Annotated in this window: 19 protein-coding genes and 1 tRNA gene; 10 read left to right on the top strand and 10 right to left on the bottom strand. The window is 44.1% G+C overall.

Features of this window, described 5'->3' with window-relative positions; all coding sequences use genetic code 11:
- Positions 1 to 292 precede the first annotated feature (292 nt).
- From NDA03_RS06175 to NDA03_RS06165, 3 genes are all read left to right on the top strand, one after another.
- A complete protein-coding gene (locus tag NDA03_RS06175) occupies positions 293 to 1,069 on the top strand; it encodes a class I SAM-dependent methyltransferase (protein ID WP_190527961.1) in 777 nt (258 codons plus the stop codon).
- A 15-nt stretch (positions 1,070 to 1,084) separates the two neighbouring features.
- Entirely contained in the window at positions 1,085 to 1,429 is a 345-nt protein-coding gene (locus NDA03_RS06170) for a cupin domain-containing protein (RefSeq protein ID WP_190412689.1), read from the top strand.
- A gap of 79 nt (positions 1,430 to 1,508) precedes the next feature.
- Positions 1,509 to 1,988 (top strand): hypothetical protein, encoded by a 480-nt coding sequence (locus NDA03_RS06165; RefSeq protein ID WP_348237595.1) that lies wholly within the window; start codon positions 1,509 to 1,511, stop codon positions 1,986 to 1,988.
- Positions 1,989 to 2,173: 185 nt separating this feature from the next.
- On the opposite strand, the gene NDA03_RS06160 is transcribed toward NDA03_RS06165, so the two are convergent.
- The 3 genes from NDA03_RS06160 to NDA03_RS06150 form a co-directional block, all read right to left on the bottom strand.
- On the bottom strand, positions 2,174 to 3,625 hold the full coding sequence (locus NDA03_RS06160) for a pentapeptide repeat-containing protein (RefSeq protein ID WP_348237593.1): 1,452 nt from the start codon (positions 3,623 to 3,625) through the stop codon (positions 2,174 to 2,176).
- A 190-nt stretch (positions 3,626 to 3,815) separates the two neighbouring features.
- Positions 3,816 to 4,889: a hypothetical protein gene (locus NDA03_RS06155; RefSeq protein ID WP_348237592.1), complete on the bottom strand. Its 1,074-nt coding sequence runs from the start codon at positions 4,887 to 4,889 to the stop codon at positions 3,816 to 3,818.
- 531 nt (positions 4,890 to 5,420) lie between these two features.
- The gene (locus NDA03_RS06150) at positions 5,421 to 6,254 is read right to left on the bottom strand and encodes a rhodanese-related sulfurtransferase (protein WP_190428144.1); all 834 of its coding nucleotides are present in this window, start codon (positions 6,252 to 6,254) and stop codon (positions 5,421 to 5,423) included.
- 172 nt (positions 6,255 to 6,426) lie between these two features.
- Between NDA03_RS06150 and NDA03_RS06145 the strand changes: the two genes are divergently transcribed.
- From NDA03_RS06145 to NDA03_RS06130, 4 genes are all read left to right on the top strand, one after another.
- Positions 6,427 to 6,499: transfer RNA gene (locus NDA03_RS06145), tRNA-Ala, on the top strand.
- A 217-nt stretch (positions 6,500 to 6,716) separates the two neighbouring features.
- Positions 6,717 to 6,887, top strand: coding sequence for a hypothetical protein (locus tag NDA03_RS06140; protein ID WP_348237590.1), 171 nt, complete (start codon positions 6,717 to 6,719; stop codon positions 6,885 to 6,887).
- Positions 6,888 to 7,062: 175 nt separating this feature from the next.
- On the top strand, positions 7,063 to 7,254 hold the full coding sequence (locus tag NDA03_RS06135; RefSeq protein WP_348237589.1) for a hypothetical protein: 192 nt from the start codon (positions 7,063 to 7,065) through the stop codon (positions 7,252 to 7,254).
- Positions 7,254 to 7,607 (top strand): hypothetical protein, encoded by a 354-nt coding sequence (locus tag NDA03_RS06130; RefSeq protein ID WP_348237588.1) that lies wholly within the window; start codon positions 7,254 to 7,256, stop codon positions 7,605 to 7,607. Before NDA03_RS06135 ends, NDA03_RS06130 begins: the two co-directional genes overlap by 1 nt.
- A 451-nt stretch (positions 7,608 to 8,058) precedes the next feature.
- Here the strand turns inward: NDA03_RS06130 and cas12k are convergent, their stop codons facing one another.
- The 5 genes from cas12k to NDA03_RS06105 form a co-directional block, all read right to left on the bottom strand.
- Entirely contained in the window at positions 8,059 to 9,981 is a 1,923-nt protein-coding gene (gene cas12k / locus NDA03_RS06125; protein WP_348237587.1) for a type V CRISPR-associated protein Cas12k, read from the bottom strand.
- A gap of 171 nt (positions 9,982 to 10,152) precedes the next feature.
- On the bottom strand, positions 10,153 to 11,484 hold the full coding sequence (locus tag NDA03_RS06120) for a hypothetical protein (RefSeq protein WP_348237586.1): 1,332 nt from the start codon (positions 11,482 to 11,484) through the stop codon (positions 10,153 to 10,155).
- A gap of 107 nt (positions 11,485 to 11,591) precedes the next feature.
- Complete coding sequence (locus NDA03_RS06115) at positions 11,592 to 11,906, bottom strand: hypothetical protein (RefSeq protein WP_348237585.1); 315 nt, start codon at positions 11,904 to 11,906, stop codon at positions 11,592 to 11,594.
- Between the two features lie 94 nt (positions 11,907 to 12,000).
- Positions 12,001 to 12,318 (bottom strand): hypothetical protein, encoded by a 318-nt coding sequence (locus NDA03_RS06110; protein ID WP_348237584.1) that lies wholly within the window; start codon positions 12,316 to 12,318, stop codon positions 12,001 to 12,003.
- Between the two features lie 186 nt (positions 12,319 to 12,504).
- Complete coding sequence (locus NDA03_RS06105; protein WP_348237583.1) at positions 12,505 to 12,690, bottom strand: hypothetical protein; 186 nt, start codon at positions 12,688 to 12,690, stop codon at positions 12,505 to 12,507.
- Positions 12,691 to 13,159: 469 nt separating this feature from the next.
- On the opposite strand from NDA03_RS06105, the gene NDA03_RS06100 reads away from it, so the two are divergent.
- The 3 genes from NDA03_RS06100 (at position 13,160) to NDA03_RS06090 (ending at position 16,204) form a co-directional block, all read left to right on the top strand.
- Complete coding sequence (locus tag NDA03_RS06100; RefSeq protein WP_348237581.1) at positions 13,160 to 13,948, top strand: hypothetical protein; 789 nt, start codon at positions 13,160 to 13,162, stop codon at positions 13,946 to 13,948.
- Between the two features lie 195 nt (positions 13,949 to 14,143).
- Positions 14,144 to 14,998: a serine/threonine-protein kinase gene (locus NDA03_RS06095; RefSeq protein WP_348237580.1), complete on the top strand. Its 855-nt coding sequence runs from the start codon at positions 14,144 to 14,146 to the stop codon at positions 14,996 to 14,998.
- Positions 14,999 to 16,204 (top strand): hypothetical protein, encoded by a 1,206-nt coding sequence (locus tag NDA03_RS06090; RefSeq protein ID WP_348237579.1) that lies wholly within the window; start codon positions 14,999 to 15,001, stop codon positions 16,202 to 16,204.
- A gap of 164 nt (positions 16,205 to 16,368) precedes the next feature.
- Here the strand turns inward: NDA03_RS06090 and NDA03_RS06085 are convergent, their stop codons facing one another.
- Together NDA03_RS06085 and NDA03_RS06080 are read right to left on the bottom strand one after the other, a co-directional pair.
- The gene (locus NDA03_RS06085) at positions 16,369 to 17,937 is read right to left on the bottom strand and encodes a restriction endonuclease subunit S (protein ID WP_348237578.1); all 1,569 of its coding nucleotides are present in this window, start codon (positions 17,935 to 17,937) and stop codon (positions 16,369 to 16,371) included.
- On the bottom strand, positions 17,934 to 19,346 hold the full coding sequence (locus NDA03_RS06080) for a class I SAM-dependent DNA methyltransferase (protein ID WP_348237577.1): 1,413 nt from the start codon (positions 19,344 to 19,346) through the stop codon (positions 17,934 to 17,936). The genes NDA03_RS06085 and NDA03_RS06080 overlap by 4 nt, the downstream gene beginning before the upstream one ends.
- Positions 19,347 to 19,360 lie beyond the last annotated feature (14 nt).

The following is a 19,360-nucleotide window of genomic DNA, read 5'->3' as shown; positions in this document are numbered from 1 at the left end:
GGGAAGGGGCACTCGGTAGGGGAATGGCAGTGCCATTCCCCTACAAAACGTGAATTTTGCCTTTTATTGAATCCACAATCCTAAGGAACCTCACCCCCAACCCCTCTCCGTAAACCGAGAGGGGCGAATATTGAACCCCTGCCCGTTCGCCGAAAGGGCAGGGGTGGGGTGAAACTTTACTACATCTCATAGAGAACTGCTGTAGATAATTCCCCCAATATGAGCTAGCTCAAAGACTTACTTGAACCTTCCTGTCAAAGTGAAGATATCACCACACAGGAGGGTCAAGGAAATGACCAACGCTACCCTCGACTTCCAAACCGCCACCGGACATCAAGTTCTAGCCGCAGCCGGCAAGAAAATGTTGCGACCCGGCGGACGAATTGCGACAGAGCAATTGTTTGAGTGGGCAGACTTCCAAGCAGGTGAGACAGTTCTGGAATTAGCTTCTAGTTTTGGCTACAGCGCGATCGCTCTAGCTCAACGCTACGGCGTGCGGGTGGTCGGCGTAGAGAAAAACCCCGAAAGTGTAGCCCGTGCCCGTTCCAACATCGAGGCGGCGGGGTTAACAGGTCAGGTGGAAATCATTGAGGGCGATGTCTTCCACCTGGATGCTATCTCCGAACAGTTTGATTATGTTTTGGCAGAAGCGATTCTAACCATGCAATCTGTACCAGGGAAAGCCAAGATTTTGGCTGGGGTGCGCGATCGCTTGAAGCCAGGAGGCAAATTTCTTTGCCACGAATTACTCGCCCGTAACCAGGAAGCAGAGATTCATCAAGCTTTAGCACAGGTAATTCGGGTCAATTCTACCCCGTTATCCCAGGCAAATTGGCTGGCTGCTTGTGAAGCTGCCGGACTGCAAGTACAACAGCATCAAACCGGGTCAATGGGTTTGTTGAATCTGCATCGGGTACTTCAAGACGAAGGCGTTATGGATACCCTCCGGATTCTGTGGAATGTTCTGACGCGCCCAGCGCTGCGGAAACGAGTTTTGGCAATGCGCCGTGTCTTCCAGCAATATCAACAGGATTTGGGTTACATCGTCCTACGTGCAAAACGCGCCTAAAAAAGTGAATCAATCATGACTAATACACTGATACCTCATCCATCTTTAGCGATTCAATTGTCAGAAAAGATTGAGTATCCCCAGCAGGGAGTCCTCAGCAAAGTTTTGCTTAAAGATTCCTGCTGTCAATACACGCTGTTGTGTCTAGCCGCAGGTACAAATATTTCGGAACACTCCTCGCCTCGAAATGCAACCGTCCACGTCATTGAAGGGCGAGGGCTATTAACTTTGCAAAGGCAAGAAATAGCACTTGAACCGGGTGGTTTTATCTTCATGCCTGCCAATGCTCCCCACGCTTTGAAAGCCGAAGAAAATCTAGCTTTTCTGCTGACGCTTTCGGAAAATCCCCAACAAAAATAAGTGGCGACTAACTGAGGTAGCTCATAGTCCCACCATCTTCAAACTGCAATACTAATACTCAGTCACCAAGAAATTAACCATGCTGAATACTTTTACTCAACACCTCAACCTATCGACTTCTGAAGTAGAAACGCTACTCTCATTCAGCTTGCAGGATTTGCTCAACTCGCCTGCAATTCAGCAGAAACTAGATAGTTTAAATATCGCGTTGCTGCAACAAACTTTGCCTATAGCAAAGACCGTTTTGGAAGACAAGCTACCGCCTTTTTATGATTGGCTCAAAAACGAGTTAAAGGTGCAGCGCGTCCCAGATGGCCCCGATCATACGACTCAATGGGTGGTTAATTTCCTAAAGCGTCAGGAAAGCCTGATGCGCTTAGTTGAGCTGCATCGTCCCGTTCCCCGTCTCGCTCTAGAACGCTCAACTCCTCGCCTGGTAGGATTATTTGAGGCTGTAGAGGATGCCCAAGTGCGTCAGGAATGGCAAACAGCGATCGCTGCTTTGTGTCTCGTACTTGCAGTTGATGCCCGCGATCGCGATCGCCAAGTCGTTGCCTAATTTTGTTGAGGGTGGCTGCACTGCGGTCGCCCTCCGTTAAACTGCGCTCTTATCTCCAGGAGGCTGCGATCTTGAAGAACAAAATACACAATTAACAACAAGGCTAGCTGAGTTGCCGATCTTCAGAAACGCTAAGAGCGATCGCGCTTCTCCTGTTCAGGAATGCTCAACGCGATCACCTTACCTTATGGAATTGGTAAACCTAAAAATTGCAAAGCTGACTTCACCACAGTCACTACTGCTTCACCTATCAGACCATTAACAGCAGCATCACCTAGATACTGACCCCACTTCTCTAGCTTGCTCTTGACGGCTGGATCATTATTGGCTTTGATTGCTAAATCACTAGCGACTTTCTGTTGAGCAGCTTCTGGGCTATATCCCTGAGTTCGTTGTTGCTTCAGGAGTTCTTGAATCTCTGCCTCTGCCTCAGCTAATATTTGCTTTTGTTCAAAAGTATAGTTGTAATTGTTTTGAATGCTTTCCTGGTTGCCTTTAACATCACCAGCCGTATTACCAATAGAGTTTTGATTCCCAGAACTGCCTAAATTACCTTGATTAGCAATACTGCCTGGAGAACCAGAGATATAGAAAGTATTGTTAATCTTAGAATTTTCTTTCTCAGCCATTATTTTAAAAACTTCTTGTAAATTTGTGTTTTCTTTACGCATCAATTTTATCTGTTCATTATAGCAATTTATCACGCTATCTTTATCATTTAGCCGTTCTCGCAGATACTTTCGATATTGTTCATCTTTGTTTTTGAGTGCAAGTTGATACTTCTGCTTGAAAAAGTTCTCAATTTCTGCCTTGTCTAGCTCAGGAGGAACACTAACACGAATAATGAAAGCACCATCATTCTTGTCCTCAATAGCTTGAATGGATAAAACCTTATCACCCGCTTCAACCTGTAATTGCTGAAACGAAACAAGGAATGCTTGCCAATCAATACCGTGACGGAATATCAGGTCAACAGTTACTCTAGCCTTTTGGAATAATTTTGTGAACTCTCCAGGCTTAAAGTTTCCGCTATGGGGGCGGCGTTCTTGCTGGTCATATCGTAAATAAACGTAGTCGCAAATTACGTCATCAAAGTTAGTGCGGTCATCAGTGTTTAAAGCTTCAATACAAGCTCCAGTTAATATAGCTCTCTTAAAATTTGCAGCTAAGCCATGACTATAAGCTAAAAATGCTTCGCTCAGGTTAGCCCCCTCAAGATTAGTCGCAATAAGATGTGTCTTACAAATTTGGGCTTGGTAGAGATTAGCTTCTCTAAGGTCTGCGCTACTTAAATCAGTTTGATTAAGAAATGCTCCTCTAAGGTCTGCCCTATAAAGGCAAGCTAGAGTAAGATTGGCTTCATGAAGAGATGCTCTACGGAGGTCAGCTCCAGTTAAATCAATTCCAAGAAGGTAACTATTTTGTAAAAAAGACCAAGTAAGTAAGGTTCCCCTAAGTGACGAACCACCAAAAGAAGAATACCAAAGACATGTTTTGCTGAGGTCAAATCCATCTAAATTAATATCACTGAAGCTAACATAGCCAAGGTCGGGGCTTACATTAGGGTTCTCTTTCCTCCAGCGATTCCAAACTTCTGCTCCCTGCTTAAGTATCTCAAGATGCTCCTCATTCGCCATTTAGTCTGAACCCATCAGCTTCATTATTACCCCACTCTAACTTAGCGCTTCATTTAGTCACTCGCCGCGATCGCATCTTCCGTCCTCTGCAACGATAAGCGCGATCGCTCTCACCGTTCATTCAAAGGTGGAGCTTTTTTGATAGGAGCTGAGTGCGTATAAACTGAGTTTAACAAAGAGCGATCGCTTCTCACATCGCGTCAAAATTTAAGACTGATTGCTCAATGTTTTGTATAAATTTTTCCAGTTCTTCAGTAATGCCAAAGAGCTTATCCGCACGGATGAAAATTTCCCAGGCGCGAACGCACATGAAGCCGATACCAATCACTGCAAGAGGAATAGCAGCGTAACCAAGTAGAGCCGCAATTGGTGGAAAAATCATACAGATGACCATCAAAATAGCTGTAACTACACCACCAGCTAATCCAGCTTTTGCTGTTGCAACTGCAACGTTACGAATTAGCTCATCTTGCGTAATTTTTCCTTCAGCAAAGGACAGTGAATTTTCTAAAGTTGAGAAGACAAGCTCAATCACCGCTGCTACCAAAGCACCTTGAACAACGGCTCCAATTATTTGCTCTAAACTTGCTTTAAAAGCTGCATCGCCAAGGACTTTACGTGCTGCTGCAAGTTCTTCAGGAGTCATATCAACTCCACCACGAGATCGGTTGATTCGGAAGTTCTCGAAGATGCCGTTTGAAGCTTCTTTTCCTCCACCGTTAACGTGTGCTTTTATATGGCTCCAATCCTTATCACTGCAAAACTCGCGAATCGCCTCATATCCTTGAGCGCGAATTTGTGCTGGAATCGTCTCATACACCTTGGCAGCTTCTTGAACATTACGAATGCCTTCGCGTACCCCAGCTCGGTGAAATTTCAGTTGTAAGTTGTGAGGTAAGTTCTCAAATTTAATATTATGAGCAACTTTGAATGCCTCTTGTGCAGCAATTGTTGCAGCGCCAGTAACGGCGCTAGAAGTTTGTTGAGCCTCAATAATTAAATTACTCGCAGCTTCTTGGGTTGTTGAGATCGCCTCTGATACTGCATTTTGAGTATTTGAAACAATCTCTGATGCTGTTTTTTGAAACGTAGAAGCTATGGAAGTGACTGAGTTGAAAACCTCTTGAATTGCACTATCTGTAGCCTCTTGGGTTGTTGAGATTGCCTCTGATACTGCACCTTGAGTATTTGAAACAATCTCTGAGGCTGTTTCTTGGAACCTAGAACTTACAGCTTCTATTTCCTGGATATTAATTTTAAACATTTATTCGCTAAGTAAAAAACTCAAGACAATTAATATGTATAACCAGTATCTATACAATGCAGCTTAAATGAAAGAGGCGCGAACGCCTCTTTCATTCCCTGGAAATACTGGGCAATTTCACTCTAGCCTTGTAACATCCAACACGAGTTAACTATATTGAAAGCTACTATTTGTGAAACCGTCAAGGACGGCAAATCAAACTTCATTAAAACTTCTAAAATATTCAATTATGTACGGAAATTATCCGCCTAAGTAAAATTTCCGTGAAGCAAAGCTATCCCGCAGGGAATCGCCCATCTTCTCTTGTGCAAGGATAAGCGCGATCGCTATTTATCCATGTCTGCAATGCATGGAAGCGATCGCGCTTATATCGCTCTTATACCCACCAGGATAGGGCGAACAGACTTAGCACTCCAAGCTGATGTCGCAACAAGGAAAACACAGCCGCTTGCAAGGTAAGCTTTGCACTGCGATCGCGTATCCTGAGAATCTGCCCAAATTAATTTGTCGCCACCTTTGTTACGGTGCTACCTATTTTTCCTGGGTGAAGCGATCGCAACAGTAGGGACAGCAAATCCCTTGCTGATAATCAGGCGAAGTTTGATCCGCTTCGGAGATAGGATGACCGCAACGAGGGCACATTTCATGCGTTCCTATCTCCAAACCCTCGCGTACAGCAACCCGTTGATCGAAGACAAAGCATTCCCCTTGCCAGAGACTGTCTTCTGGGGGAACTTCCTCTAAATACTTGAGAATGCCGCCTTTGAGGTGATAAACCTCTTGGAACCCTTGAGCCATCATAAACGATGTCGCTTTTTCGCAGCGAATCCCGCCAGTGCAGAATAAAGCGACCTTTTTATGTTTGCTGGGGTCGAGGTTATTGCGAACATAGGTGGGAAACTGCCGGAATGAGGCGGTTTTGGGATTTTGCGCTCGTTTGAAGGTGCCAATCGTTACCTCATAATCGTTGCGGGTGTCAATAATCGTCACCTCTGGATCGGAAATCAGTTCATTCCACGCTTGTGGACTGACATAAGTGCCGACGCGATCGCTCGGATCGATTTCCGGCAATCCCAAGGTGACAATTTCTTTCTTCAACCGCACCTTCATCCGGTCAAACGGCGGAGAATCGGCATAAGACTCTTTATGCTCCAAGTCAACTAGGCGCGGATCGGAGCGTAAAAATGATAAAACTGAGTCGATTGCTTCACGAGAACCCGCGATCGTCCCGTTAATACCTTCTGCTGCCAGCAGAATTGTCCCTCTAATACCCTGTCTTTTGCAGTGCGACAATAAGGGGTCTTGCTTATCGGCAAAATCTGGCAACTTGACAAATTTATAGAAAGCTACAACAACTTGGGTCATTTCCCCACTCAACAGCAATGAGTAAAAATGTTTTACGCTGGTTCATCACCTAACCTAACAGAGTAAGCTTCTGTGATGATATGCATCTAAATATTTCTTCCTCTACCCCCTTCCCTAATGGAAGCAGATGAGCTAATATAACAAAAGTGTCTGAAGTTCCGACTTCAAGTTTGGGGGTTTAGCTCAGTTGGTAGAGCGCCTGCTTTGCAAGCAGGATGTCAGCGGTTCGAGTCCGCTAACCTCCATTTATTTTGTCAATTAACACATTATTTGTCGTCGTTAACAGATTAATGTCGTCATTAACAGATTAATGTCGCTCAACGTCGTTTTTAACAAATTCGTGTCCTTAAATTAGTGCCGACAACCGTTAACAAATTAATGTCGTCGAGCGAATTTAATTACAAAGCAGGCGCTCCTTTCAACCCTCCCTTAAATTAGTGACACTATCTACAACTATTATTATTGAAATTGCTGACGCAGCTCTATAACATTTCAACCCAGCCCAAGGCGGGAGGGTTGATGAAACACCCGATGGACGGCGATGTCGTCTTGCAACGCGGCTTTCAACCCACCCAAGGCGGGAAGGCTGATAAAACTTGCGATCGCTTACTCCACTTGCGAGGTAAGGGGTAACTTTCAACCCATCCAAGGCGGGAAGGCTGATGAAACACTAAGTTAGCCCTGTTGGACGGGCTTAAACTCTTACTTTCAACCCACCCAAGGCGGGAAGGCTGATGAAACTTTGTTATGGAAGTCTTGAGACTGACGATGCAGGCGTTCTTTCAACCCACCCAAGGCGGGAAGGCTGATGAAACTCGACTCTTGCCAAGGCGGGAAGGCTGATGAAACTCGACTCTTGTTTCTCCCCACGTTGGTTTACTGGCACTTTCAACCCACCCAAAGCGGGAAGGCTGATGAAACAAGTAACGTCTTTAACTCATCTGAGGGAGTATTGAAGAGTTTACTGGCACTTTCAACCCACCCAAGGCGGGAAGGCTGATGAAACACGGTCTTTCGGCTTCTAGTATCAATGTTGCATCGTCTTTCAACTCACCCAAGGCGGGAAGGCTGATGAAACCGATCGCAGCACGAATCAGAAGGAAGGCTATCGGTAACTTTCAACTCACCCAAGGCGGGAAGGCTGATGAAACCGCAAGATTACTGCCAAGCCAGACGGCACAATTATCAACTTTCAACTCACCCAAGGCGGGAAGGCTGATGAAACGTTCATCAAGAAGAGTTGAAACCTGTTCCGGGTCTACTTTCAACTCACCCAAGGCGGGAAGGCTGATGAAACCGCGCCCGCTGAAACCCTTGCCCACACAAGCTGACAAATACATTTTTGTCGGCTGATTTTAAATTACTCATTTCAGCTCTTTCCCAAGGAGAAAGTTGACTGATATGAAAGTCTAAAACCAAGACTGGACAGGAGTTTTGACCGTTTGACGGCATTGCCAGGATTTTGACCCCACTTTGACCCGTCAAAAAAAATTTGGGAGGGTTCCCCCGACGAAGGGGGTGATTCAGTAGCCGCCACTGCGGAAATCCGCACCCTTGTTGCCAAAGGCTATTGCAATTAAGCATTACTTCTTATTGCTGGGAGCGCACCTATCCTGTCTATAGACAAATCTCTACATACAGCAGCATCAGAAGCGGGCAGCTACCAGGGTCAGAAAGCAAGACTGTAGTCAAACTAACCCAGATTGTTCACAGTACAGCGGCTCTTAAGAGCATGAACTGCTCTTAAGAGCATGAACTGCGGCGCTATTGTTTTTGTATTATATTGTCAAGGTTCAATATTTGCCTAGAGCGCCTCATTAATGCGACATTGGTAGGCAGCGATCGCTAAATCCCGCGCTTTTTCTTGTGGGCTACCCTGAAGTGGTTGTTGACCGACTTCAACAGCAATACCAGCCTTAGCCACTTGTGATTGAATGCTGCCAATCAATCGACCGTAGCTCCAACTGTGGACGCTGACACGATACTGTTTGGCATATTCCTTTTGACCTTCCTTGTAACCGGGAACTTTTTGCTCGGCTCTGGCTTGAATTTCGCTTTGTACTATTTCCCTGATATCGCCGAGTTTAGGAAGAACTATACTGCCAGCTCTGTGAGTTTTTGCGATCGCTACAATCGAATCTGCCAGCAATCTGTCCAGATACTGCCCCAACTCGGATTCACTAAACGAGTTTGGTGAGTCCCGTTTTTGAGCTTTATGACGTTCGTGGGAGTTACGTTGCTGTTGGTGTCGCTGGCGGTTGATGAGCTTGTAGTTGTCGCCGAGTAACTGTTTAGCACTGCGATATACCAACACTTTGTTCTTGTCAGCGTCTACCACGGCAACAGTTGCTGGCTTGTCCCGACCAAAACTGACACCAACAAGGATAGACGGTTTACCCTGATAAAGAGGTTTACTAGGACGAGGAAAGGGATTGTTAATTCGAGCTAGCATTGATTGCTTACGAGTTAAATCAGCTTGTTGTTCCTCGTTGAGGTCGTCCTTCTCTTTTGTATTGGATACGCTTTTTTCAGCACGAGCGGCTTTTTCGCCTGCAACTTGTTGAGTTCCTTCGAGCGTCCACAGACGGGTGTCAACTGAACAGTAAAGAATCAGACGATGTACGTTCCACGGCTCTCCTTTGCCTGTCCGTTCCTGCCAATAAATTCGTCCACTTCTGAGAGTAAATAAACTGCTTGAGTATTGGTCTTTACTATTACGTTGAATTTCTTGATCTTGGACAAAGCGTTGGAACCAGTGGAGATGACGAGAATCGCAGTATACCTCAAAGGTAAGCTTACTTAAACCATTGAAGCGAACAAAAATGCGCTGTTTGTCGTTTTTAGACAAAATTATATCTTCGGTGCTTTCATAAGCTACAGGAAATGGCATAGAGCTTGATTTTCTTAAGAGGCTAGATTGCCATGCTTTAGCTTCATCTTCATTTTTAGGAACGTTACTGGTAGCCATTTCTAATGCTTCTAACCATTTTTTACCTGTCAAATCTCGACCTTTGGGTATCCGATTTTTCATCTGTTCTTTAAGGCGTTCAATTTCTACTTCCTTTGCGCGACGCCTTTGGGCAAATTTTTCTGGGTCTTCCTCAACTTCTTTAAGCTCACAGTTATTTTTTAGGAGATAGGCAAGGGCGCAGCGCTCAAGAGGGTTTTGCGTCTTGTCGTAAGCCTCAAATAAGACGTTGAACGGTTTGGAGCGGGAAAAGTTAGCTTTTCCTTTTTTAGTCTTATTACTCTTTTTCTTGTTAATTGGTTGAGATTTATTTTGAAGCGATTCGGTTGTCACAAACTTAATAATTTCGGCAGCTTTGCTACGAATCTCATCTAAACTACAATTACTCTCTTGTTCCAGCTCTACGTCACTTTTGAGCATCTTTAGCCAGCGCTCTTTGCCTTCTAGTTTGTGCTTCTGTCGCTGCTGGAGCGCCAGCCAAGACTTGTATATGTAATCTACTAGAGAAATCGCTGAGGTATAAAAACGACCGGATTGACCTGCAAAGCGTTCTTCAGTTTTAAGAAAATTACAAAGTTCTTTGATAAATCCAGCAGGTAGTTTACCTTTTTCTACCCATTTCTCAAAGTCAACATGTTTGGGAATCTGTGACAATAATTCGTTAATAAGCGGCGTGTTTTTATCAGCCATCAGTTCCCATAGTAAGCGAAAGTTTTCTTCATCAGTGACTAAGCGACATTGAATAGTGATAAAGCTCATAAAACTAAGCAAGGCGGCTCTATATAAAGAGAGAACAATACAGATATTCTACCTAATGAAGAAATATAGCGGTTCAAGGTCATGTAAGGTACATCCTCAAAACTGGAAAGCTTGATAATCGGGGATTTTTGCGTACCTCACCCATGTAGTAACCGCTATAAAATTTTTCAGTTAAGTTTCACGCTTAACAATATGAATGGAATCCTCAATTGAGGTGAGCGCGCTCCTAATTTCATCCTTCAATGTCAAAGCTTCTGTCTTTATCCCATCAGCATGAGTGCGTAAATGTGTTAAATGAGTGTTGATGTTAGTAATGGAATCCATAGCTGTTTGAATCCGCATAAGCTGAGCTTCTATTGCCCGACAGTCAAGCTTAGACAAATTGGATTGTTGAGCCGCTAATTGTTGCCGAACAATTAAAAATTGAATGCCTATAGTAAGTAGATCGTGTGTAGTCGCTACCCACAGACCGTATTCACATTCCCCAATTGCCCAATTACCTATTTCTTGCGCCAGACCGTTAAGAGAACAACTGAGGAAAATTGCAGCATTTGCTTTATGCTTAGCCATTGCTTTATTTAATTGATCGGCAATCTGCTTGCGTCCCCAAGGTCTTGATTCTCGGTTTCGCGCCTCAATGATGATTGATAGTTTTGTTGCTGCTACCGAAGTAGGAGCAAGTTTGATGAGAATATCGCCTGGTTGATTTTGTTTGGCGACATAATGAACTTCAGCTCCGCTAAATTTTGACCAAGCCTGGGCTTCCACTAAAACGGTTTCTTCATAGCTGGTGCCTTTGGCAACGGTTTGTTGAAGAATTGATTGAGCTACCTCTTTTTCTCGGATTTCTTGACCCAACTTATCTACTTCATCGGCAAGTGGTTTAATAGCTTCTAGGACAACGGTTTTAACTGTTTTAGCTAAAGTTCCATTTTCGGCTGTGACATTTTTTAAGGCATTGGTAAATATTCCAGGCACTGAGTTAGATAGATTAGGATTTAACAAATTCTGAATCTTATTCAACGCAGCACCAAGCACTGAAGAATTTTTTGAGGGATCAATATCCTGAGCAAGTAAAGTTCTTACCGCATCTACTTGGGTTGTCAGGACAGCTTTAGTTAAATTAATTTCAGCTTTAATTGGAGCTAATACTTGACCATTATCTGCACCAATTTGACTGACTAACTTTTTCTCAAGGGTCTCAGGTATTGCTGCAACCGCTTTATTAAATTCGGTTAATAGTGTCTCCATCTGCCGTTTAACAAATTCAATCTCAGTACGATTTTGGACTCTTTGTAAGCAAAACAACCCCATTTCAAAGGCTCTCAGGCAAGTCTGTTCGTATTCAGCAGGCGGAATTTGTTGTAGATAATGTACAGCATCAGGCAGAACAATTTCTAGATCGTGGATTTTTATCTGGTTATTCAAAACTGAAATTTTTTCTGAGTATTTAGTAATACTCAAATCAGAAATGGAGTTTTTTCCATTTTTCGTTGCTGTCATCGGTCTATACTCCTAGATTTAGTTTCACTTGCCTGTAAGCAGCATAAATTTCCATTAGTAATCGAAACAAGAGGTTTTGAGGCGAGTTGGTAGCGAGTCACGATCGCTTACTCCGAGGGGAAGTCCGGTGGTAGGAGGATGATTCCAGTTACAACCAGTTGTTTGAATTGGTTAAGCAGGTCTGCTTGCCGTAAGATCCGAGTAACGTATTTAGGGCGGCGCTGAAAGTTTGTTCCCCAGTCTTTGACCGTCTTGGGACTGGCACCTGTAATTTCTGCGATCGCATTAATACAAACTTTCCGATAGTTCAGACCCGATTCTTGAGCGACCCAACGGCGGCAATATTCCATCGGTTCCAGGGGCAACTGGCGGATGGTATCAATCCGATTTCCATTCCAAGAGGAACTCCTCCCTATCTGCATTCTTAGGCGCGGTAAGTGAATTACTGCTTACTGAATCCAAATTAGGGAATCTCTAGTCATAAAACAAGAGTTTTAGTCACGAATCACGACTAAATTATTCTTGAGGATAATCAGCAGGTAGGATTATTTTTCTGATTTGGTTGAGCATATCTGCCATGCGTAGGATATGCAGGACGTACTGGGGTCGCCTCTCGAAGTTCTGTCCCCAATTGCCGATAGTCCTAGAACTCAGCGCCGTTGCTTCAGCTAGAGCAGTAATGCAGGCTTTTCTATACCCCCGCTCATCTGAGGACATCTCAACCCATCGTCTGCAATATTCCAAAGGCTCCAAGGGCAAGTTACTGAGTGCGTCGATCCTATATTCAGTTGTCTGGCGATTGCTGTCTATTACCCGGCGCGATGTAAACCGCATTTTAACTCACGAATCATGACTATGTATTTAACGGATATCATGAGTTGAGGCGCGATCGCTTGATCGCGAGATGAATTAGCTGGGTGGAGTCTGTTTGATGGTCGGAAAGTTTCAGCGGAACGGATTAATGAGCGATAGCAAATCGCCCCTCGGATGCAGAACTCCAAAAACTCGCCCAACGGTTAGTTAAACCGGATGGTGAAGCGTGGGAGGAGGGGGAACTGGTGGATATTCGACTGGCTGAGGATTTGAAGCGGAGACAGCGGCAGAAGCGATCGCGTTGACTGACTCAACCAAGATGAGCCGATGAACGGTCAAGCACGGAAGGGCGTTGTCCCAGTTCATGATAGGTGTCTCGAATGCTGCTGCCATCTTCTCCCGTATGAAGGTGAACGCTTATCCCTTAAAGGGACTAGACCAGCGCGGCAGAACTACCCCCCAGTGAAATTCTCTCCCCATCATTAGCACTGGAGCTGCTAGGAAACTTCCGCCGCGCTGGTCTAGTCAATACCAAAGAAAATTTTCTTATTACTCTGATAGTTTGATACCGTCAGAGCGGGCATTTCTTGTGCTTAAAAAAGGAGAATTTCCTTATTGTGATTATTGATTCTTATAAGCAAAAGTATTATTTTTTTTTAATTGAAAGCGAAAAACTTGATATTATTACGACTGACAAATCAGCAAAATTAAAGATATTTTTGATGTTGCTACTTTAGGTTAAATCTTTAAACATTTTGGTTAATATTGAACTCTAAATTATACATAAATTAAACTCAGTTATGATAGAATAAAATTGTATATTTATTTCGTGCTTGCTTACATAATCAATCAAAATAAAAATATGAACTTTACTTCAAAAAATGAGGAGAATTGCGAACCTCAGGCTATTACAGAGAATAAATTTATGGTTTCTGCGGAGAACATTGTAAATTTCCCTTCCTTGAAATCTGGCGGCTTATCTCTCAGAAAAAAAACTAAGGGTTCTGAATCTGACATGGTAGATGAATATGTGAAATCACAAATATTGGCAACTGAACCATTACAGGCAAAAATTGTTTTTTTGGAGCCTCACGTCGATTCAAGTTTTCCTGACATTATTATTGTTTATTTTGCACCTGAGATTGCAAAGAGATGGTCGCCTAAAAGAGCAAGTCTAAATAAGTTTGACTTGCGAATCCTTCATTACATCGTTTCTCAGAAGACAGTTGATCGCTCACAACTGAAAGTAGTTTTTCCAAATAATTTCTCGAACTCGTTGCAACGCTTGATTGACGCGGAACTGATTGATTACAAGGAAGGACTGTGGGAAGCCAAACCTTTGGAGGAAATCTTCGCGATTGGGCGATTGATTGCAATCGAGGCAAAAATGAAGAATTGGCAGGAAGGGATTCAGCAAGCCTTTCACAATACTTGGTTCGCGTCAGAGTCCTACTTGCTGCTACCAGACGTACCCAATACAAGCGACCTTACGCAACAGGCAACAAGCTTCGGCGTAGGGCTTTTGGCTGCTTCTTGTTCACCAGTCCAATCCCAGCTTCCAGCTAAAGTAGGACAGCTCCCAAAATCCTATGCTTCCTGGCTTTTCAATGAGTGGACTTGGCAAGCCCTAAGTACATATGTACTAAAATAAAGGGCAAAATTTTGGTTTAAACAATACAAATTACTCATTATTGGCAAAATAGCTACACTTGAAAAGAGAAAATTATCGAGCTTGCGATAACAAGGGGAGACTTAAGCTGGAGGCAATTCGGTGTCAGATGGAATGTCTCATACCTGCTTTAAGTAAATTCCTCGCTATCAGAGTAAAATTGGCTTACACACCAATATGGCGATCGATCTTACGTGGCTACAACAGCAATTTCCTGAGATTTTGTCCCTCCGCCCGCTGAGTAAGGGTGGACAAAAAGAAGTTTTTTCAGGCGCTCATGCTAGTGATGGAGCAGTGGTACTCAAGATTTACCACCCACAGACCGACCTTAAGCGGGTTGTTCGTGACATTCAGGCTGTACAGAGTATTAGTTCGCCAAGAGTTCCAAAAATTTTTGATGTTGGTATTAAAAACTCCCCAATAGGGGATGTGGTTTGGGTACGCGAGGAACTAATTACTGGTCAGGAGCTGCGTCAAATTTTGCAAAAGCGAGGAAGCCTTGACCTTCATCAAGTTTTAAAATTGGGGAGGCAGATACTTGAAGTGCTGGCGGGCGCTGAAAAAGTTCGCATCGTGCATCGAGACGTAAAGCCAGCGAACATTATAGTTGATTGCTCTGGTGATGCATGGCTTTTAGATTTCGGTCTAGTAAGGCATTTAGATTTGACTTCTCTAACTGCGACCTCAGAACGTTTCGGACCTTGTACACCTGGCTATGCTCCCCCCGAACAGTTTAGAAATCGAAAATCTGAGATTGATGCTCGTGCAGATTTGTTTGCACTGGGCGTGACGCTATACGAGTGTTCAGAGGGTGTCAATCCCTTCGTTGATCAGGCACGCGATATACTTGAGATTCTTCGTAGAGTCGAATCGCATCCTTTGCCTGCAATCTCTAGGACGGTGGACAAAAAGGGTGAATTTCCTCACTTAGTTACTGCCATGACGCGCCAACGACCAGATCACCGTTTGTCGTCCATTCAAGAGGCTCTTACCTGGATGCAAGAGATTTGTGGAGAGGAAGGAATCAGCTAGATGGATCTCTACCTTCAGTTGGGATGGGGAATGATGTCCCATTGCGAAGATTTGCTTGCGCGATGGGGTGGTGGAACTGTTATTCTCAGTCCTCGTGACCTGGAGCCTAAACAGCTACCAACCTTCGCAAGAAGGGTACAGAGGCTAAATGGGCAGGTATTACTAGATCCTCAAGTTTATTTACCACACGCTAATCATTCACGGCTGCAATCTCATGTCTATTGGGATAAGGAATACAATACTTTAGCTTTCTGGTTAGGGCAAGGAATTAAACAGCAGTTGACAAAACTGCTGGCATTAAATCGACAGTTGAGTTGTAGTTCATTCATTTTGCCAGGATTATATGCCAGTGCCATTGATGATGACTGGTTGGAGTATCAGAGTGCTACAATTGCGTCTGCTCAAGCACTAGAAAACAATCCGTTTGAATTGGTTGCTACGGTTGTACTAAGTGCTGATGTAATCAGACACCCTGATCAAATCCACGATTTACTTGAGTCTGCAAAGAATTGGGATATCAACACTATCTATCTGATATGTGAACCGCCCAACGGTCAGTATTTAGTTGATAACTCTGCATGGCTAGCAAATGTGGTTGACCTAATCGCAGGATTACGATTGGGTGGCAAAAAGGTGTTTATTGGCTACTGTAGCCATCAAATGCTGCTTGCAGGTTGTACTTCTGCAAATGCAATTGCTTCCGGTACATGGTTGAATGTACGCTCCTTCACAACTGGCAAGTTTGACGAGCAAGAATCTGAGGAATCAAGACGCACCACTTGGTATTACTGCCCACAAGCTCTATCAGAATTCAAGATTTCCACTCTGGATTTGGCAGCAATGCGAGGAATGTTGACACAAGTGCAGCCGCTACCAGACTTGGAAAATCAGGAAGCGAGGATTCTTTTCAGTGGATCTCAGCCTACCTCCACTGGATTTAGAGAACGAGAATCTTTCCGTCACTACTTGCAGGCTTTGAGAACCCAGGTTCTTGCAGCTAGACAAGGTTCATTTGACGATTCAGTACAATTTCATAGGGATTTGCTAGATTCGGCTGAACAGCTCCTGACAACACTTCATGCAGCCGGTATTCGCGATAAAGGGAGAGATTTTGAACAGGTGATTGATACCAATCGTGCAGCGCTGAGTTATCTCGAAGACTATCGTGGAGCCATTCTCCGTCGCCAGTGGAATAAACTTGGCTAATGTCGTGTCACGATGCTTCGGATACGGGGACATCGGGTATTGATACAGGCGGAGTAGCTTTTGACTCGCATCGCACCCTTACCTCAACTCATTAGATCCACCTAAACTCCATACAGTTCCGGAAACGTGGGAAGAAGATATGGGACTGCCTTGAGCTGATGGTACTACTCCAACACGGGCAACTCTAGCTGGATTGGCTCTGAGTCTTGCTGTTTCGCCTTCCTGCCGCGTCGCCCACCTTTTTTGCCTGTGGATTTCTTAGCGGCTTTGGCTTCGGCTTCTCGTTTTGCCCGTTCTGCGCGAATTCGCTCTAACAAGACGGATGCTGGCTCATCGTTGGGGTCTTGGGGAACCAGCTCACCCCGGAAGGCTTTGGCGAGGATCGATTGGGTAAGTTGCTCAACGTAGGCTCTGGCTTTTTGGTAGCGTTGTTCGATTTGGTCGGCAAGTTTGAAGAGGGTTTCAATTCGGTTAACAATTTCTTGTTGTTCGGCTATGGGAGCTAAGGGGATAGGCAATTGCTCAGTTATCGCTTTTCCCAATGTTGGTACGCCAGTATTTGAATTCATCTCTCTTAATAGCCATTCAACCGCTTTATCTTGGCGAAGATACCAAAGTATTGAATCTGAACAGATTCCTTCAAAGCACTTGATGATAAAAATTGTATGACTAAATGTATATTTAGGAAGCTTGGGAGGGCGACGTGCTAAACCTAATTTTCCTTTTCTGGCAAAGATAATATCATTGGGTGAAAATTCGCATATTCTATTTTGAAACTGGTAAACTTCTTCTGAAACTAAGGGAGATAATTCTGTCTGCCAATCGTTCAGCCCTCGGAATTCACGAGTTGAAAGAAGCGGTACAGTTCCATCCTCATAGCTTGGATAGCGATGACTGGGATTAGGGTCTTTGACAACTGCTATTGATTGAAGATTCGTCCAATGCCAGCTATTAGGTATTTCTGGTAAATTTTCAACGTTAACAGGTTCAGGCTCTTTATATCTGGATTTCCATTTGTCATCCTTTGGTATTTTGCCGTTAGCTGATATTGTCTCTAATTCTGATTCTTCCCAACGGCGGCGGCGTTCTATGTGAATCCGCTTTAAAAGTTCTGAAGCAGGTTCTACATCGGGATTATTTTCTCGCCCATCAGCGGTGAGGCGACCGGAACAAGCAGCAGCCAAGACAGATTGACGGAAACGCTTGAGGATGAGGGGAATTTTGTCTAGCCGTTCTTTGCAGGAATCAACTTTAGCCAGCAGCTTTTCCAGCTTGGCTACAATGCGGCGTTGTTCGTTGACGGGAGGTATAGGAACTTGGTGCGACTCAAAAACTGGTTTAGTCACATGAACCATTCCAGTTCCATGAGTTTTTTCATAAAGCTCACTAATAGCCATTTTAGCTACGTAATAAAGAAAAGTTTTAGTAACAACTCCTTCATTTGGTTCAACTTTAAATATGTGTTGGTTCAGCCATGCCTCACCACGGTTCCAGATAAATACACCTAATGACGCTGACCATGAAATTAAAAGATCGCCATCTTTGATTAGATATTTTCCCTCGTGTTCTACATCACTATAATTAAAACTTGTACTGGAGTTATTAAGATTTTGAATCCGAACAATAGGAATACCCTTATCCTTCCATTCACTTGGTTTAAATGCACGACCATTAATATAGTTTGCTAAATCGCCTAATTGAGCTATTGTCCATCCTTTGGATAATTCACTCATAATTCATCCTCCCCGTTTACCTCAATTAACTGGAGGATATCTTTCAAGTCATCCACCACTGCTTCCAACTCAGTAATCGCCTCACTCGCTAAATCTTGCGGCTCTGGTAAACTATCAGCATCTTCTAAACTTTCATCTTTCAGCCAAGTAATATCAAGTTTATAATCGCGTTGCTGAATTTCACTAATACTGAAACATCTAAACCGCCCCTCAATACCTAAATCTTTTCTGGGACTATTTCCATCAGGCTCATTCCCATAGCACTGCTCAAACTCGGCAAAATGCTGAGACGTTAGAGGACGTTCCTTTTTAGTGATACCAGGTACATTAGAACGGGCATCAAAAATCCAGACATTTTCCGTAGGCAAACCCTTCTGGAAAAACACCACATTTGCTTTTACCCCTTGCGAATAAGGAGTAAATGTACCTCTAGGTAACCTCAAAACCGTGTGGACATTGCAATCCTGCATCACGATTTTGAACACTTCCCCCGCCTTATCCTCAAATAAGCAATTATCCGGCAACACCATCGCCGCCCTCCCCCCAGGCTTGAGGATAGTCATAACGTGCTGGACAAAGTTCAACTGCTTGTTACTCGTCTCAATTGTGAAATCATCCCGATCCGGTGCCTGGTTTGCTCCCTTCGTGCCAAACGGGGGATTAGTCAGAATGCAGTCATAGCGATCGCCCGAATCAGCCTCATAAATCGCATCCCCCAAATAAATCTTGGGTTCCAGTCCTTGCAAAAATAGATTCATCAGTGCCAGTCTGCGAGGACGCGGGACTAAATCCTCACCATAATAGGTTTGGGTTTTAATCCGCTTAATGTCCTTGCGGTCAAATACCCCGCCAGTGATGTCCAACAACCACTGATAGGCACACACCAAGAATCCACCTGTCCCGCAAGCTGGATCGCAAATCTTGAAATGAGGCGACACTAATGGATTAGGCTTCATCACCCGGACAATCGATTTAATCAGCACTCTAGGCGTGAAGTATTGCCCTGCTCCCTTCTTACCTTCACTGGCAGCTTTTTCCAATAACCCCTCAAACGCCGCCGCCTTGACATCGACATCCAGAGAAGTCCACTCCTGCTCGTCAATCATCGCGATTACCCGTTTGAGATTGACGGGATTATTGAAACGAGGCATGGACTGAGCGAAAATATCGCCTAAAATTCCAGGTGCTTCCCGTAGTTGGCGGAGTACATCCTGATAATGATCGGTTAAATCATTGCCAGAGCGCTTCTTTAAACTCTCCCACTCACACCCCTCTGGAACATCGATACCCTTCTCATCCGCCATCTTGAGGAATAGCAGATAAGTCAGTTGCTCGATATAGTCGCCATAATCAATCCCGTCATGGCGCAGGGTATTACAGAACCCCCAGAGTTTGTTTACAACGTCCATCCTGCTTTTTCTCT

Origin of the sequence: Trichocoleus sp. Lan, from assembly GCF_039961855.1 — a bacterium.
Taxonomy (GTDB): domain Bacteria; phylum Cyanobacteriota; class Cyanobacteriia; order Cyanobacteriales; family FACHB-T130; genus FACHB-T130.
This window is presented reverse-complemented; position numbering and strand designations above follow the sequence as displayed.